The 16,225-nt window shown below is 56.3% G+C and carries 14 protein-coding genes; 2 read left to right on the forward strand and 12 right to left on the reverse strand.

The window, feature by feature from the left end; translation table 11 throughout:
- A complete protein-coding gene (locus tag WG219_16990; protein ID WXL24990.1) occupies window positions 1-582 on the forward strand; it encodes a cob(I)yrinic acid a,c-diamide adenosyltransferase in 582 nt (193 codons plus the stop codon).
- Window positions 583-586: 4 nt separating this feature from the next.
- Here the strand turns inward: WG219_16990 and WG219_16995 are convergent, their stop codons facing one another.
- The 6 genes from WG219_16995 to WG219_17020 all read right to left on the reverse strand — a co-directional run bounded on the left by WG219_16995 (window position 587) and on the right by WG219_17020 (window position 8,850).
- Window positions 587-1,480: an RluA family pseudouridine synthase gene (locus tag WG219_16995; GenBank protein WXL24991.1), complete on the reverse strand. Its 894-nt coding sequence runs from the start codon at window positions 1,478-1,480 to the stop codon at window positions 587-589.
- A gap of 8 nt (window positions 1,481-1,488) precedes the next feature.
- Window positions 1,489-2,598: an HPP family protein gene (locus WG219_17000; GenBank protein ID WXL24992.1), complete on the reverse strand. Its 1,110-nt coding sequence runs from the start codon at window positions 2,596-2,598 to the stop codon at window positions 1,489-1,491.
- A gap of 10 nt (window positions 2,599-2,608) precedes the next feature.
- Window positions 2,609-3,550, reverse strand: a complete 942-nt coding sequence (locus WG219_17005; protein WXL24993.1) for a Nudix family hydrolase — start codon at window positions 3,548-3,550, stop codon at window positions 2,609-2,611.
- A 175-nt stretch (window positions 3,551-3,725) separates the two neighbouring features.
- Window positions 3,726-4,943, reverse strand: a complete 1,218-nt coding sequence (gene argJ, locus WG219_17010; protein WXL24994.1) for a bifunctional glutamate N-acetyltransferase/amino-acid acetyltransferase ArgJ — start codon at window positions 4,941-4,943, stop codon at window positions 3,726-3,728.
- 121 nt (window positions 4,944-5,064) lie between these two features.
- Window positions 5,065-7,806 (reverse strand): preprotein translocase subunit SecA, encoded by a 2,742-nt coding sequence (gene secA / locus WG219_17015; GenBank protein ID WXL24995.1) that lies wholly within the window; start codon window positions 7,804-7,806, stop codon window positions 5,065-5,067.
- 117 nt (window positions 7,807-7,923) lie between these two features.
- The gene (locus WG219_17020) at window positions 7,924-8,850 is read right to left on the reverse strand and encodes a M23 family metallopeptidase (GenBank protein ID WXL24996.1); all 927 of its coding nucleotides are present in this window, start codon (window positions 8,848-8,850) and stop codon (window positions 7,924-7,926) included.
- A gap of 97 nt (window positions 8,851-8,947) precedes the next feature.
- Here WG219_17020 and WG219_17025 point away from each other — a divergent pair, with 97 nt between their 5' ends.
- Window positions 8,948-9,418, forward strand: coding sequence for a DUF721 domain-containing protein (locus WG219_17025; GenBank protein WXL24997.1), 471 nt, complete (start codon window positions 8,948-8,950; stop codon window positions 9,416-9,418).
- Window positions 9,419-9,477: 59 nt separating this feature from the next.
- On the opposite strand, the gene lpxC is transcribed toward WG219_17025, so the two are convergent.
- From lpxC to murC, 6 genes are all read right to left on the reverse strand, one after another.
- Window positions 9,478-10,389: a UDP-3-O-acyl-N-acetylglucosamine deacetylase gene (gene lpxC, locus WG219_17030; GenBank protein ID WXL24998.1), complete on the reverse strand. Its 912-nt coding sequence runs from the start codon at window positions 10,387-10,389 to the stop codon at window positions 9,478-9,480.
- Window positions 10,390-10,501: 112 nt separating this feature from the next.
- Complete coding sequence (gene ftsZ, locus WG219_17035) at window positions 10,502-11,686, reverse strand: cell division protein FtsZ (GenBank protein ID WXL24999.1); 1,185 nt, start codon at window positions 11,684-11,686, stop codon at window positions 10,502-10,504.
- Between the two features lie 46 nt (window positions 11,687-11,732).
- A complete protein-coding gene (gene ftsA / locus WG219_17040; protein ID WXL25000.1) occupies window positions 11,733-12,977 on the reverse strand; it encodes a cell division protein FtsA in 1,245 nt (414 codons plus the stop codon).
- A 20-nt stretch (window positions 12,978-12,997) separates the two neighbouring features.
- On the reverse strand, window positions 12,998-13,861 hold the full coding sequence (locus WG219_17045) for a cell division protein FtsQ/DivIB (protein ID WXL25001.1): 864 nt from the start codon (window positions 13,859-13,861) through the stop codon (window positions 12,998-13,000).
- Between the two features lie 6 nt (window positions 13,862-13,867).
- Window positions 13,868-14,818, reverse strand: a complete 951-nt coding sequence (locus tag WG219_17050; protein WXL25002.1) for a D-alanine--D-alanine ligase — start codon at window positions 14,816-14,818, stop codon at window positions 13,868-13,870.
- Window positions 14,815-16,224 carry a UDP-N-acetylmuramate--L-alanine ligase gene (gene murC / locus WG219_17055; protein ID WXL28026.1) on the reverse strand — a complete coding sequence of 470 codons (1,410 nt, stop codon included), beginning with the start codon at window positions 16,222-16,224 and terminating at the stop codon, window positions 14,815-14,817. Before murC ends, WG219_17050 begins: the two co-directional genes overlap by 4 nt.
- Window position 16,225: the final 1 nt, after the last annotated feature.

A 16,225-nucleotide genomic window follows, 5' to 3' on the forward strand; every position in this document is an offset into this window, starting at 1 on the left:
ATGTCTTACCGTCTTTCTAAGATTTACACCCGCACCGGAGACGCCGGCGAAACGGGCTTGGCCGACGGCCGCCGCGTCAGCAAAGACCACCCACGCATCGAAGCCATCGGCGAAGTGGACACCCTCAACAGCCATATTGGTTTGCTGCTGGCCGATCTCTCCGAGCAAGAAGTCATGTGGCCGGGCTTATCGGAAATCATTGATGTGCTAACACCCTGCCAGCACCGCCTGTTTGATTTTGGCGGCGAGTTGGCCATGCCTGAGTACCAGGCCCTCCAGGCTGAAGAAATCGAACGCCTAGAGGCCGCCATCGACCGTTGGAACGAAGAGGTCGGCCCGTTGGAAAACTTCATCCTCCCTGGTGGTTCCCGCTTGATCGCCCAAGCTCACGTCTGCCGTAGCTTGGCTCGTAGCGCCGAGCGTCGCTGCCAAAGCCTTAATGCGCATGAGCCGGTGCGCGCGGTGGGCCTGGCCTATGTCAACCGGATGTCGGACTTGCTGTTCGTGGCCTCACGCCTGATCGCCAAGCGCATGCAAGTCAATGAAGTGCTCTGGCAGCCTGCTGCGAAACCCCAGGCCTGAGCCGTTACAGCAGACTGAGTTGGCTGGTGAACTGACGCAATTGCCCAGTCACTGGATCAACAAACTCCAGCCCCCGCGCGAGCAACTTCAGCGGCTTGCTGTAATCGTCGGGGGCGTCAGGTGTAGCACTGACCTGTGGATAAAACGGATCGTGCAAAATCGGCGCCCCTAACGCTGCCAAATGCACCCGCAGCTGATGCTTCTTACCCGTCACCGGGAATAACCGGTACAGCCACAGTTCACCCAGACGCTCTGCAACTTCAATGCGCGTCTCCGTGTTCGATTCACCCTCACCCTCCTCCATTCGGAAAAATGGCTGGCTATCCACCAGACGCGTTTTGCGCAGCAGCGGAAATTGCAGATGAGGTAGAGCCGGAGCCAGGGCTTCATAGCACTTACCCATTTCCCGCTCGCGGAACAACGCCTGGTATAGGCCCCGCGTCTCACGATTGGTGGAAAATAAGACCAGCCCGGCGGTGTGCCGGTCAATCCGGTGCAGTGGTACTAAATCGGCGTTTCCGGTCAGCTTGGCCAGACGCGCTTGCAAGGTTTGCTCAACGTACTGCCCTGCAGGCATGACCGGCAGAAAATGCGGCTTATCAGCCACCAGCAGATGATCATCCACATGCAGCACCTGAGCCTCGAATGGAATAGGCGTCTCGTTCGGAACTTCACGGAAGTAATGCACTTTCAGCCCAGCCCGATACGCACTGGCCAAGGTTAACGCCTGCCCCTCTGCGTCCAGCACTCGCCCCCGCTCAAAGCGCTCACGCCAGACATCCGCAGCAATTGCCGGGAAATGCTCGCATAAGCACTCAAACACAGTGCTCCATTTCCCTACCGGCAAAAACAACGTACTAGGGCGCATATTTGAGGGAGAACGGGCTTCAACAGACATGGGCAAACTCAGTGAAAGAGAGGCTCAGCAGAGCTGTGCAAGGCGATACGATACAAGGCCGCCAGCAGATCGGACTGGCTGATAATCCCCTGCAAGCGGTTCTGTTCATCAACCACAACAACATGGTGATCATCACTGTCCGCCAGCGTTCGCAACAAATCCGCCACCGGCCACTGAGCCCGGCAGGTCGGCACATCAGTGCGCATACAACGACTGACCTCAGTGCTATCCGCCGCAGAACCCAGCAGGTCATGCAGCGTCAGAAGGCCCAGCACTTCCTGCTGCGGGCCAACTACCGGCATGGCGTTCAGACGATGAATTAGAAGCTGTTCCCGAGCAACCTGCAACGACGCTTGAGGCGCAAGGCTCAGAACATCCCGCGACATGATGTCAGCACAGCGCACCTCTCCGAAGCGCCGGTTAAACGCCTGCACTTCAGTTTGCTGGAGAATCTCTTCCAGATCATCACGGGATATGTCCAGCAACTCCCCCCGGACCTTCAGGACCTCATCCAAATCATCAGAGGTAAAACCTACGCGGGCGCTGGGCAACGGATCACGGGTCTTATGCACATTAGCCGGAGCCATAGGCCGATGCGGGTACTGACGACGCAGGAGGTTGTTGAATATCAGGGCAATCAGCAGCAAAGCGAAGGAATTGACCGCAACCGGATACAAAGCAAAGTGATAACCCAGCTGACTGATTTCCGACCCAGCCAATACCGCAGTCAAGGCTACAGCTCCACCAGGAGGATGCAGACAACGCAAAGCAAACATGCCGCCAATAGCCAGACCACCGGCCAGAGCCGCAACAGCGGCGCTGTGACCCAGCCACGTTGCACAGGTTACACCCACAAGCGCGGACACAATGTTGCCAGCGATGATCGACCAAGGCTGAGCCAATGGGCTGGCCGGTGCTGCAAACAGAAGAACTGCAGAAGCCCCCATCGGCGCAATCAGCCAAGGGCTGGCACTGCCCAGCGCCTCACCACACAACCAGCCACTGAACAAAAGCCCCAGCAGTGCGCCAATACAGCTCAGCACACGCTCACTGCGACTAACCGTCATAGGTGCAGGCCAGAACGCTTTGAGCCAGGCCACGAACGCCTGCTTAGTCATGTGACAAGGCTCACTCTGGCCAGAACGCGCGGATCCCCGCAACACCCTGTGCGCCGATTTGCCAAGCGCGCTCCAGATCGGCCGGTGTCACACCACCCAGCAAATAAACCGGCTGGTTATAGCTCTGTAGCAGGTTCGCAGTTTGCTCCCACCCCAAAGGAGTCGCCTCGGGATGTGTCGCTGTTGGCTGCACTGGCGATAGGGTTACAAAATCCACACCCATCTGTGCCGCCAGAGTGAGTTCTTCAGCACTGTGGCAGGAGGCCGCCAGCCAGCGATGCGGTGGGAAAGGACGGCCATTGGCGGCGTATTGGCGTAACTGCTTTGAGGTGAGATGCCAACCAGCGGCGGGAAAGTCCCCCAACCATTCCAAAGGCCCTTTAAGCATGACCTGAGCCTTACCTGCGCACAGCCCCATCACATCAACAGCCAAATCGCGGTATTGCGCATCAAACATGGCTGGAGCGCGCAGCTGCAACAAGCGAATACCGCTGCTCAAAGCTTTTTGTACACCACGTATGAGCTCTGGTGCACTCAAGCCCTCCGGGGTAATCAGATAGCGTTCAGGCAGACGGGCAGCAGCCACAATCGGCTTATTGGCCTCAGGAAACTCATAATCATCCAGCTGCTTCTGGCTGACCCACGCCAGCGCTTGGCCTTCAGCACCGTGCGGCTTCCCCGTAAACTCAGTAACCTCCCACACATCCAGCAGCACATGCTTATCCGCGTAGTCATGGCGTACCTGAATCAGTGGCCGGCTGCGGCTGGGAACAATCCCAAGCTCCTCCTCCAGCTCACGAGCCAATGCGTGTTGCACACTTTCGCCGTCCTCAACCTTGCCACCGGGGAACTCCCATAGTCCCCCTTGATGCTTATCATCAGGGCGTTTGGCCAGCAGGATCAGGCCATCGGTGCCACGGATAACCGCAGCGGCTACATGAATACGCTTCATGCCAGACTTTCCTTTTGGACGACGAGCGGCCAGTGCTCAACAACAATGGCCGGAAGACTCTTAATACCAGCGAAAAACATAACAGGGCTAAAAATCACAGCCCCAGAAAGCAGATTTCCGCTGCCTGCACGATGGCAGACAACGGAAATACTCAGCCGAGATCAGAACCGCCTAATTAGGTGCGATATTCAGCGTTGATCTTCACATACTCGTGAGACAGGTCAGTGGTCCAGATGGTTTCACTGCAGTTACCACGGCCCAGCTCGATGCGAATGCTGATTTCTTCCTTCGCCATCACCGCAGCGCCTTGCGCTTCGGTGTACGTGGCAGCGCGCCCACCACGGCTGGCAATGCAGACGTCCCCCAGATACACGTCGATCAAGCTGACATCCAGCTGTGGTACACCGGCGCGGCCAACAGCGGCCAAAATACGGCCCCAGTTCGGGTCGGAGGCAAACAGAGCAGTTTTGATCAGTGGCGAGTGGGCAACGGCATAGCCGACATCCAGGCATTCCTGATGCGTCGCACCACCGTTCACTTCGACGGTCACAAATTTGGTTGCGCCTTCACCATCACGAACGATAGCCTGGGCCACTTCCATGCTCACCGCAAACACCGCCTCTTTCAGCTTGGCGAACAGCTCACCACTGGCCGAGGTAATTTCAGGCAGCGCAGCCTTGCCGGTAGCGATCAGCATGCAGCAGTCGTTGGTAGACGTGTCGCCATCAATGGTAATGCGGTTGAAGGACTTGTTAGCGGCATCACGCAGCAGGTCTTGCAGTACACCTTGAGCCACTTTAGCGTCAGTGGCGATATAGCCGAGCATGGTCGCCATGTTCGGTTTGATCATCCCTGCACCCTTACTGATGCCAGTCACAGTGATGGTCACGCCATCATGTTCAAACTGACGGCTTGCCCCTTTGGGCTGAGTATCTGTGGTCATGATGCCAGCTGCAGCATCCGCCCAGTTGTTCTCGGAGAGGTTATCCAGAGCAGCCTGCAGCGCTCCTTCGATCTTCTCTACCGGCAACGGCTCGCCGATAACACCAGTTGAGTACGGCAATACGGAGGCTTCATCAACACCCGCCAGTTTCGCCAACGCGGCACAGGTGCGCTCAGCGTTTTTCAGACCCTCTTCACCTGTCCCGGCGTTGGCATTGCCAGTGTTGGTTAACAGGTAACGTACGGTTCCAGTCACACGCTTACGGGCCAAAATCACCGGAGCTGCGCAGAAGGCGTTCAGGGTGAATACACCGGCTACGGTGGAGCCTTCAGCACATCGCATCACCACTACATCCTTGCGCCCCGGACGCTTGATGCCCGCAGAAGCGATGCCCAGTTCAAAACCGGCGACCGGGTGTAGGGTAGACAACGGGCCAAGACCAACAGCCATGGGACACTCCTTCAGCTAACAGGGCGGATTGTGATGGTAAAACGCCGCGAACGGAAATCCCGGACGCGGCGTCATGTGAAGCGGCCCGGCAGCTAGCTGCAAGACCGTTTCAGCGGTTAGATCAGGTGATCTGACCGTGACAGTGTTTGTACTTCTTGCCGGAGCCACATGGGCACAGCTCGTTACGGCCCACTTTGGGTTCAGTGCGTACAGGCGCAGTGGTAGCAGAAATCGTGCTGCCATCTTGCTCCTGATCCTGCTCTTCCTCTTGCAAGGCGGAAGCATCGGCATGTTGGAACTGCATACGTTGAGCCAGGGCTTCAGCCTCGCGACGCAGACGCGCTTCTTCCTCTGCCGGATCTTCACGGCGAACCTGCACATGGCTCAGAACGCGGATGGTGTCACGCTTGATGGACTCCAACAGTTCCTGGAACAGGTTAAAGGACTCGCGCTTGTATTCCTGTTTCGGGTTCTTCTGAGCATAACCGCGCAGGTGAATACCATGACGCAGGTGATCCATGGTCGACAGGTGATCCTTCCACAGATCATCCAGAACACGCAGCAGAATCTGCTTCTCGAAGGTACGCAGCGCCTCAGCTCCAGCCTCATCTTCTTTCGCGTTATAGGCAGCTAGCAACTCATTGAGGATCCGTTCACGCAGGGTTTCCTCATAGAGTTTGTCATCTTCGTCCAGCCACTGCTGGACGGGCAGACGCAGGCCAAAGCCAGAGAAGATAGCCTCTTCCAGCCCAGAAATATCCCACTGCTCAGGCAGAGACTGCGGTGGAATATGAGCATTGATCGTGCTTTCCACGACTTCGCGGCGGAACTCTTCAATGGTCTCACCGACGTTATCTGCCGCCAGCAACGTGTTGCGCATGTGATAAATCACCTTACGCTGCTCGTTCGCCACGTCATCGTATTCCAGCAGCTGTTTACGCATGTCGAAGTTGCGGCCTTCAACTTTGCGCTGTGCCTTCTCAATAGCATTGCTGACCATGCGATGCTCGATGGCTTCGCCAGACTGCATGCCGAGTGCCTTCATGAAGTTCTTCACCCGATCAGAGGCGAAGATGCGCATCAGGTTATCTTCCAGCGACAGGTAGAAGCGGCTGGAACCTGGGTCACCCTGACGGCCAGCACGACCACGCAGCTGGTTGTCGATACGGCGGGACTCATGACGCTCAGAAGCAATTACGTGCAGACCACCAGCCTCAATAACTTGTTGGTGACGCTTCTGCCATTCGGCTTTGACCTGAGCAATCTGCTCGGGCGTTGGATTTTCCAGATTGGCAACTTCGACTTCCCAGTTGCCGCCCAGCAGAATATCGGTACCGCGACCAGCCATGTTAGTGGCGATCGTCAGCGCACCCGGGCGACCGGCCTGGGCGATAATCTCAGCTTCCTTCTCGTGGAACTTGGCGTTAAGCACCTTGTGCTCAATACCTTCTTTTTCCAACAGGCGGGAAACATATTCGGAGCTTTCAATCGAGGCTGTACCGACCAGAATCGGACGACCTTGAGCCATACACTCCTTCACATCGTTAACGATGGCGGCGTATTTCTCTTCCTGGGTCAGGTACACCAAGTCATTGAAATCTTTACGGGCGATCGGACGGTGCGTCGGGATAACCACCACGTCCAGACCGTAGATCTGGCGGAATTCAAATGCTTCGGTATCAGCCGTACCGGTCATGCCGGACAGCTTGTTGTACAGGCGGAAGTAGTTCTGGAAGGTGGTCGAAGCCAGTGTCTGACTCTCGGCCTGGATATTCACGCCCTCTTTAGCTTCGATGGCCTGATGTAAACCTTCGGACAGGCGACGACCTTGCATGGTACGCCCGGTGTGCTCGTCAATCAGGATAACCTGACCATTCTGCACAATGTATTCGACGTTGCGATGGAACAGTTTGTGCGCACGCAGCCCCGCATATACGTGGGTCAGCAGGCTGAGGTTGTGCGCGGAATAGAGGCTTTCTCCCTCTGCCAGTAGGCCGGCTTCGGTGAGCATGTCCTCAACATACAGGTGGCCGGCTTCATTCAGCTCAACCTGACGCGCCTTCTCGTCAACTTTGTAGTGGCCTTCCTGAGTGACCACGCCCTCTTCCTCTTCTACATGCAGCTTGAGGCGAGGAATTAGCTTGTTGATTTCGATATACAGACGGGAGCTGTCTTCAGCCTGACCGGAAATGATCAGAGGGGTACGAGCTTCGTCGATCAGAATGGAGTCGACTTCGTCGATCACCGCGAAATTGAGTTCACGCTGGAATTTCTCGTCCAGGCTAAACGCCATGTTGTCGCGTAGGTAATCGAAACCAAATTCGTTGTTTGTGCCGTAAGTAATATCGGCAGCATAAGCGGCGCGTTTTTCTTCCGGCGGCATAAACGGGGTAACAATACCCACGGTCAAGCCCAGAAACTCATACAGCGGACGCATCCAGTTGGCGTCACGGCGGGCCAAGTAGTCGTTGACCGTAACCACGTGTACACCCTTACCGGACAGGGCGTTCAGATACACCGCCAATGTACCCACCAGGGTTTTACCTTCCCCCGTACGCATCTCGGCAATCTTGCCTTCGTGCAGGGCCATACCGCCAATCAGCTGTACGTCGAAGTGACGCATGCCCATGACGCGCTTACCGGCCTCACGGGCCACAGCAAAGGCTTCAGGGAGGAGCTGATCAAGTGTTTCGCCTTTTGCCAGCCGGGCTTTGAATTCTTCCGTTTTGGCGCGCAACTGTTCATCTGACAGCGCGAGCATCTTCTCTTCAAATGCATTGACGGCCTGTACCGCCTTAAGCATGCGTTTGACTTCACGCTCGTTCTTGCTTCCAAAGAGTTTTTTCAACAAAGGCGCAAACATATCGACAGGATCTTCCAGGCGTATGGGTTGTGGGAGGCATCAACGCGACCCAGGCAGCCATCATGGCTGCATGCGAAGGGGGCATTCTACTCGGAAATGCGAAGGAGGAAAGCTACGTTATTCTTCGACATCTACACGAGCAATGTAACTGGCGGGGTTGACCTGCTGCCCATTCTTAATCACTTCAAAGTGCACATGATAGCCACTGGCCCGGCCACTGCGGCCTACCTTTGCGATGGTTTCACCGCGCTGAACCAGATCACCGATCTGCACTTTGTTACTTTTATTGTGGGCGTAGAGCGTCGTGTAGCCATCGGCGTGGCTGATCTCGATGGTATTGCCGTAGCCAGACTTCACCCCAGAGAAGGTAACCACTCCAGCAGCAACAGCCACCACATCACTGCCGGGCTTAGCGGCAAAATCAACACCTTTATGCCCACTCAAACGCCCGGTAAGCGGATGTACCCTGCGTCCGTACGGCGAGGAAATGTAACCTTTACGCACCGGCATGCCTGCAAGGCTCTCAGCCGCACTCAGCTGCCGCTCACCAATCAGTTGCTCAAGGGTTTCCAGCTGCTGCTCACGCAGATCGACACGTGCAGCCAGCTCGTCCAGCGCGCTCATAAAGGCTGGTGGCGCATAGGCCTGATCGCCCAGCATGTCTTCAGCACCACCTTGGCCAACATTCAGAGAAAAGTCGAACTCACTGGCATCAAGATCAGCCAGCTCGGTCAGTCGTTCACCCAACGCATCCAAACGAGTCAGTCGCGCCTGTAGCTCTGCCACATGTGCCGCGAATGCATCTAACTGACGCTGCGCATCACGGCGCACCTCTGTCACCTCAGCGCGTTGCTGATCCAGAACATCAGTGAGTTGACTCGCCTCAAGCCCACTTGCCTTACTCGACGACCACCAGGCACCGGCAGCAACACCTCCCGCCAGGGCGGCAACCAAGGTCGCACTACAAGCCAGCATGATCCAGCGAATATCCAAGGTGAGTGTACGAGCTGCGCCGTGCTTCCGGCTCAGCAGAATAATCTGCATAGCTTCCACTCCATAAATTAAGAAGCCTGAGCAGGCAGCATCTCTCTGCTACCATGCTCCCTGTTCATTTCAGGTAATTATTAATCAGGCTTTTGCCATGACTTTCAGGCCATCACCAGCGCGTTCTCCCGCAGCCCTGCTGCGTGAAGCCAAGCCCCTGCAAGCCCTGTTCAAACAGGCCTTACACACCGACCGTCTACAACAATTGCTGGCCAGCCAGCTCCAACCTGCCGCTCGTGAACACTGCCGTGTGGCCACCTTCCGGGAAGGCTGCCTGCTGTTGATCATTACCGACGGTCACTGGGCAACGCGCCTGCGCTATCAGCAAAAAAGGTTGCTAAAGCAGCTTCAGGCCCTCGAAGAGTTCGCGACCTTAACGAAGATTCTGTTCAAGGTGCAACCCACAACTGCCGAAATGGGAAATACCCTACATTCTGTGACGCTCTCAAATTCGGCTGCAGAGCACATCCAGGCAAGCGCAGAGGGGATCACCGATCCGCGACTACGTGCCGCACTAGAGCGTTTAGCGCAACACGCGCAGAAACCTCCGCAAACCCGGCAAAAATAATAGCCGCAAAAAAAGAGGCCACCTGAAGGTGGCCTCGAATAAAGGAAGAGGGTATTGCGTTACACGGCCGCAACCGGGCGCATGTAAGAGATTGGTGCAGTGTTTGGGTCATCGAAAGTGACCACTTCCCATGCATCGGGCTGATCTATCAAGGTACGTAGCAAGCGATTATTCAGCGCATGCCCCGACTTGAAGCCCTTGAACTCACCAATCAGGCTGTTACCCAGCAGATAGAGATCACCAATCGCATCAAGAATCTTGTGCTTAACAAATTCGTCCTCGTAACGCAGGCCGTCTTCGTTCAACACACGGAATTCATCCACGACAATGGCGTTATCTACGCTGCCGCCGAGTGCCAGGTTATGAGAACGCAGGTACTCGATATCACGCATAAAACCGAATGTCCGCGCACGACTCACTTCCTTCACAAAGGATGTGCTGGAGAAGTCGACGCTCGCCGACTGGGTGCGGTTGCGGAACACCGGATGATCGAAGTCGATCTCGAAGGACACCTTAAACCCTTCAAAAGGTACGAAAGTGGCGCGCTTGTCGCCCTCTTCCACTGTGACCTCACGAAGAATGCGGATGAACTTCTTATGGGCGTCCTGCTCTTGCAAACCAGCAGACTGAATCAGGAATACAAAGGGGCCGGCACTGCCATCCATAATCGGCACTTCAGAAGCTGAGAGTTCGACGTAGGCGTTATCGATTCCCAGTCCTGCCATGGCCGAAAGCAAATGCTCAACCGTATCCACTTTCACATCACCATTGACCAAAGTGGTCGACATGGTGGTTTCACCGACATTACCTGCACGCGCAGGGATTTCCACGACAGGGTCGAGGTCGGTGCGACGGAACACGATACCGGTGTCCACAGGTGCCGGCTTCAGGGTCAGGTATACCTTCTCCCCGGAATGCAGGCCGACGCCGGTGGCACGGATGATGTTCTTCAGGGTACGTTGTCTGATCATGGCTTGGGCCGCTATAGCACTAGTTGCGAATTGTTTTCAACAATGGTCGGGGATAATAGCAGAACCGACCTTTGCTGAACACCAATCACCCCAATACTCCTGATAAATTTTATCAATCAGCCTGACGACGCAGGAATGCTGGAATGTCCAGATAGTCCATGTCGTCCTGCGGATTCAGCTTGGCAGCAGTTGCTGCACCGCTGTGGCTCTGACGCTGAACGGTCGGACGCTCATAGTCCTTGTAGTTCACACCCGTTTCTGGACGTGCAGCCGGAGCCTGCGCTACTGGAGCGGCGCTTACCGCTACGGTGTTGTCGACAACCTTCACAGGTTTTTCCAGACGCGCACCCAGACCGGTTGCAACCACAGTCACGTGCAGCTCGTCACGCATATCCGGATCAATCACGGTACCAACCTTGACGGTTGCGTGCTCGGAAGCGAATTGTTCAATGATGTTACCCACGTCGGAGTACTCACCCAGGGACAGATCCGGACCGGCAGTGATGTTAACCAGAATGCCACGGGCGCCCTGCAGGTTTACGTCTTCCAGCAGTGGGTTGCGGATGGCGGCTTCAGTAGCTTCACGCGCACGATTCGGGCCACTGGCGCAACCAGTCCCCATCATTGCCATGCCCATTTCGCTCATTACAGTCTTAACGTCGGCAAAGTCGACGTTGATCATGCCTGGACGCTTGATGATGTCGGAGATACCACGCACCGCGCCGGAGAGCACGTCGTCAGCCTTGGCAAACGCAGACAGAAGGCTGGCGTCTTTACCCAAGATGGTCAGCAGCTTTTCGTTCGGGATGGTGATCAGCGAGTCGACGCTTTCAGACAGAGCACGGATGCCCTCCTCAGCGATCTGCATGCGCTTACGGCCTTCGAACGGGAACGGACGGGTAACCACAGCCACAGTCAGAATGCCCATTTCTTTGGCGACCTGAGCGATCACAGGTGCAGCGCCGGTACCGGTACCGCCACCCATACCAGTGGTGATGAAGACCATGTCAGTGCCCGCCAAAACTTCAGCAATACGCTCACGATCTTCCATCGCCGCCTGACGGCCGACTTCAGGATTAGCGCCAGCACCCAAGCCCTTGGTCACCGCAGTGCCCAGTTGCAGGATGGTGCGGGCACCGATGTTTTTCAATGCTTGCGCATCAGTGTTGGCGCAGATGAACTCGACGCCTTCCATGTTGTTCTTGGCCATGTGATTGACGGCGTTACCACCGCCACCACCGACACCGATAACTTTGATTACTGCACTTTGAGGTGCGCTATCTACGAGTTCGAACATTTCCCTCTCCTTTTATAACTTTCTAGTTTTTTACGCCTACAACAAATCAGAAGTTGCCCTGAACCCAACGCTTCAAACGCTCCAAAACCGGAGCCTTAGGTTCATCGCTGTAACTGCCCACTGACATGGAAATACCATCAGTCTGCTTCTGCAGGCCGTACATCAGCAGGCCGACACCCGTCGAATAAATCGGGTTGCGTACAACATCGGCCAGACCTTTGACGCCCTGCGGTACCCCCAGACGAACCGGCATATGGAAAATCTCCTCAGCCAGTTCTACGGCACCTTCCATTTTCGCGGTGCCGCCGGTCAGCACGATGCCGGCCGGAATCAAATCTTCATAACCACTACGGCGCAGCTCGCCCTGAATCAGGGTGAACAGTTCGTCGTAACGGGGCTCAACAACTTCTGCCAGAGACTGGCGAGACAGGTCGCGAGGCGGACGGTCCCCCACACTCGGCACCTTGATCGTCTCGCCTGCACCTGCCAATTTGGCAAGTGCACAAGCGTACCTAATCTTAATCTCTTCTGCGTACTGAGTAGGAGTGCGTAATGCCATTGCGATGTCATTTGTTACCTGATCACCCGCAATTGGGATCACCGCGGTATGACGAATCGCCCCTTCAGTGAAAATGCAGATGTCGGTAGTGCCACCGCCAATGTCCACCAAGCAAACGCCCAGTTCCTTTTCATCATCAGTCAGAACGGAGTAAGCAGAAGCCAACTGCTCAAGGATGATGTCATCCACTTCCAACCCGCAGCGACGCACACATTTTTCAATGTTCTGTGCAGCATTGACCGCACAGGTGACCACATGCACCTTGGCCTCAAGACGTACGCCGGACATCCCCAGCGGCTCGCGCACGCCTTCCTGATTGTCGATTACATAGTCCTGCGGCAGTGTATGCAGCACTCGCTGATCGGACGGAATCGCCACAGCTTGTGCAGCATCCAGCACTCGTTCGAGGTCAGCACCGCTGACTTCACGATCACGGATGGCCACAATGCCGTGGCTGTTCAGGCTGCGCACGTGGTTGCCGGCAATACCGACGAAAGCCGAGTGAATCCGGCAACCCGCCATCAGCTGGGCCTCCTCCACTGCGCGCTGAATAGATTGCACAGTGGACTCAATATTCACCACCACGCCCTTCTTTAGGCCGCGCGACGGATGCGTGCCGATGCCGACCACCTCCAGCTGACCATCAGCATTAACCTCACCCACCAAGGCCACAACCTTGGATGTGCCGATATCGAGGCCTACGATCATCTTGCCGCTCTGCACGTTTGCCATGGCTTTATAGTTCTCCTAAATCACTGCATAGCAGCGGTTTCACCCGCTACAGGCGCCACCGGCTCACGCCATGCCACAGCCAGGCCGTTGGCATAACGCAAATCGATCCGCGCAATATTCTCTTGTTGCTCTTTCAGAGCCTTGTTCCAGATGCTCGCAAAGCGGCGCATCTTCTCAACCACATGATCACGGCCGAGCAACAACTCAATGCCCTGCCCGGTGGACAGGAACCAGCTACCGCGCTCACGCAATTCCAAGCGCGCCACCGTGAAGCCCAGAGGCCGAAGCATCTGACTGAGTACCTGATACTGCTGCATCACCCGCTGCTGTGCCCGCTTAGGCCCATACAGCTGCGGTAAATGCTGATAATTCTTCAACTCCTGAGGTGCGAATGCGCCCCCCTGGTTGTTCAGCAACGCTTCATCCCCCCAACGGGCAATCGGCAGCTGTTCTTCCAACCGCACCACCAGTTGATCAGGCCATACTCGGCGCACTTGAGCACTGGCAATCCAAGGCATCGCTTCCAGATCGTGGCGCAGCCCCGGCAAGTCCACACTGAAAAAGGTCGCACTGGCATAGGGCGCAATACGATCTTGCACAGCCTGCTGGTTCACATAGCCCAGATCACCCTCGACGCTGATCTTGGAAATCGGCTGATCGGCATAGGGCAACGCCCGGACTGACAACTCATAGGTGCCAAACCCAAGCCCAATCAACAACAGCGGCCAGGTCACACGGCGCACCCAGGAAAAACTAACCTTGGGCGCAGTCAGACGCCGGCTGATTGGCTCCTTCGCCACCAGACGGCTCGCACCGCGAGGCACAGGCTTGCCGCGCAGCGGAGCGCGAGCAGGTCCTGACTGGTGACGCAAAGAGATGGTCATGGCGAATTAACCTCGTGCTTCCAGACTGTCAGCCAAAATGGCCAACACCAGTTCCTGGAAATTCAGATCAGCTGCTTGCGCCGCCATCGGCACCAAGCTGTGATCAGTCATCCCCGGGACCGTATTCACTTCCAATAACCAGAACTGGCCATTGGCATCCTGCATCACATCAACGCGCGCCCAGCCTTGGGTACCGACTGCCTCACAAGCACGAGCAGTCAAGTCACGCAGTTCGGCCTCTTTCTCAGCAGAAAGACCGCAAGGAATCCGGTACTGAGTGTCATTGGCCAGATACTTGGCGTCGTAATCGTAAAAACTATGGGACGTTCCCAATGCAATCGGTGGCAGCACTTGCCCGCGCAGCATGGCAACGGTGAACTCAGGTCCGGCGATCCACTGTTCAACCAGAACCTGTGCGTCATAGCGGCTGGCGTCTTTCCAGGCAGCGATCAGGCCGTCAATGTCCTCGACCTTTGCCATACCAATGCTGGAGCCTTCATGGGCAGGTTTAACGATTAGCGGAAAACCCAACTCTGCAGCCGCTTTGCGGCAATCGTCCGGCGAGCTCAGAACTGCGTGGGCAGGAGTTGGCAGGCCCAGACTCAGCCACACACGCTTGGTACGCAGCTTATCCATTGCCAGTGCCGAGGCCAGGATGCCACTACCGGTGTATGGAATACCGGCACACTCCAACAGACCTTGCATGGAACCATCTTCACCGCCACGGCCGTGCAGCACGATAAAAGCGCGGTCAATTTGCTCGTTGTTCAGGCGATGCAACAGGTCATCCCCAACATCAATGCCGAATGCATTAACGCCAGCGGCTTGCAACGCATCCAACACCGCAGCGCCTGATTTCAGCGAGACTGGGCGCTCGGCGCTTTTACCGCCGAACAGCACTGCCACGCGTCCGAAGGCGCTGGCCGGAACCTGGCTCTTCAGGGACACCGCACTCATTTCGACTCACCTTCGGCAGTAGCAAACAGCGGGCTCTTCAGCAATTGCGGAGCCAGACCGCCAATATCACCAGCCCCCTGACACAGCAGGATGTCGCCAGCGCGCAGCAGCGGTTTTACGATTGGCGCGAGGTCAACACCACGCTCCACATAAATCGGGTCAAGCTGGCCACGCTGACGGATGCTGTGACACAGATTGCGGCTATCTGCACCTGGGATCGGTTCTTCGCCAGCTGGATAGACTTCCATCAGCATCAGCACTTTGACATCACCCAGCACCTGCACGAAGTCCTCATACAGATCACGGGTGCGGCTATAACGGTGCGGCTGATACACCATGACCAAACGACGCTCAGGCCAACCACCACGCACCGCTTTGATTACAGCGGCCACTTCGCGCGGATGGTGACCATAGTCGTCCACCAGCATCACACTGCCACCTTCTACCGGCAGCTCACCATAAACTTGGAAGCGACGGCCTACGCCCTGGAAACCCGCCAGCCCCTGAATGATGGCTTCGTCAGTGATGCCCTCATCGGTAGCAATGGCGATGGTCGCCAGAGAGTTCAATACGTTGTGGTTGCCCGGCATATTGACCGACACATCCAGCGGCTCGTGATCAGGGCGCAGTACGGTGAAATAGGTACGCATCCCCTCCTGACGAACATTGATGGCACGCACATCGGCGTCTTCGCTGAAACCGTAGGTCACGGTTGGGCGCGCCACCTGCGGCAGAATTTCACGCACATACGGATCATCCACACACAGAACCGCCAGACCGTAGAACGGCAGGTTGTGCAGGAAGTCGATGAAGGTCTTCTTCAGTTTATTGAAGTCACCTTCATAGGTACTCATGTGATCCATGTCGATGTTGGTGACCACTGCAACCATCGGCTGCAAATGCAGGAAGCTGGCGTCACTTTCATCGGCTTCGGCAATCAGGTAGCGGCTGCTGCCAAGCTGGGCATTGGTGCCCGCAGCATTCAGACGGCCGCCGATTACGAACGTTGGGTCCAGGCCACCGGCCGCAAAGACCGAAGCCAGCAAACTGGTAGTGGTAGTTTTGCCATGAGTGCCCGCCACTGCGATACCGTGGCGATAGCGCATCAACTCGGCCAGCATCTCAGCACGCGGCACCACCGGGATACGGCGCTCAAGGGCCACTGCCACTTCAGGGTTGCTCGGGTTGATCGCGCTGGACACCACCAGCACATCAGCCTGCTCAGCGTTTTCGGCACGGTGACCGATAAAAATCTGTGCGCCAAAACTTTCCAGGCGCTCGGTTACAGCCGAGACCTTCAAGTCAGAACCTGATACTTCGTAACCCAGATTCAGCAATACCTCGGCAATACCGCACATACCGGCACCGCCGATACCCACGAAATGCACACGACGAATACGGCGCATA

Origin of the sequence: Pseudomonas mendocina, from assembly GCA_037482215.1 — a bacterium.
Taxonomy (GTDB): Bacteria; Pseudomonadota; Gammaproteobacteria; order Pseudomonadales; family Pseudomonadaceae; genus Aquipseudomonas; species Aquipseudomonas mendocina_E.

Excerpts from the sequence above, each read along its gene's own strand:
- WG219_16990 (WXL24990.1), top strand. The coding sequence starts at position 1 with ATGTCTTACCGTCTTTCTAAGATTTACACCCGCACCGGAGACGCCGGC.
- WG219_16995 (WXL24991.1), bottom strand. The coding sequence starts at position 1,480 with ATGTCTGTTGAAGCCCGTTCTCCCTCAAATATGCGCCCTAGTACGTTG.
- WG219_17000 (WXL24992.1), bottom strand. The coding sequence starts at position 2,598 with ATGACTAAGCAGGCGTTCGTGGCCTGGCTCAAAGCGTTCTGGCCTGCA.
- WG219_17005 (WXL24993.1), bottom strand. The coding sequence starts at position 3,550 with ATGAAGCGTATTCATGTAGCCGCTGCGGTTATCCGTGGCACCGATGGC.
- argJ (WXL24994.1), bottom strand. The coding sequence starts at position 4,943 with ATGGCTGTTGGTCTTGGCCCGTTGTCTACCCTACACCCGGTCGCCGGT.
- secA (WXL24995.1), bottom strand. The coding sequence starts at position 7,806 with ATGTTTGCGCCTTTGTTGAAAAAACTCTTTGGAAGCAAGAACGAGCGT.
- WG219_17020 (WXL24996.1), bottom strand. The coding sequence starts at position 8,850 with ATGCAGATTATTCTGCTGAGCCGGAAGCACGGCGCAGCTCGTACACTC.
- WG219_17025 (WXL24997.1), top strand. The coding sequence starts at position 8,948 with ATGACTTTCAGGCCATCACCAGCGCGTTCTCCCGCAGCCCTGCTGCGT.
- lpxC (WXL24998.1), bottom strand. The coding sequence starts at position 10,389 with ATGATCAGACAACGTACCCTGAAGAACATCATCCGTGCCACCGGCGTC.
- ftsZ (WXL24999.1), bottom strand. The coding sequence starts at position 11,686 with ATGTTCGAACTCGTAGATAGCGCACCTCAAAGTGCAGTAATCAAAGTT.
- ftsA (WXL25000.1), bottom strand. The coding sequence starts at position 12,977 with ATGGCAAACGTGCAGAGCGGCAAGATGATCGTAGGCCTCGATATCGGC.
- WG219_17045 (WXL25001.1), bottom strand. The coding sequence starts at position 13,861 with ATGACCATCTCTTTGCGTCACCAGTCAGGACCTGCTCGCGCTCCGCTG.
- WG219_17050 (WXL25002.1), bottom strand. The coding sequence starts at position 14,818 with ATGAGTGCGGTGTCCCTGAAGAGCCAGGTTCCGGCCAGCGCCTTCGGA.
- murC (WXL28026.1), bottom strand. The coding sequence starts at position 16,224 with ATGCGCCGTATTCGTCGTGTGCATTTCGTGGGTATCGGCGGTGCCGGT.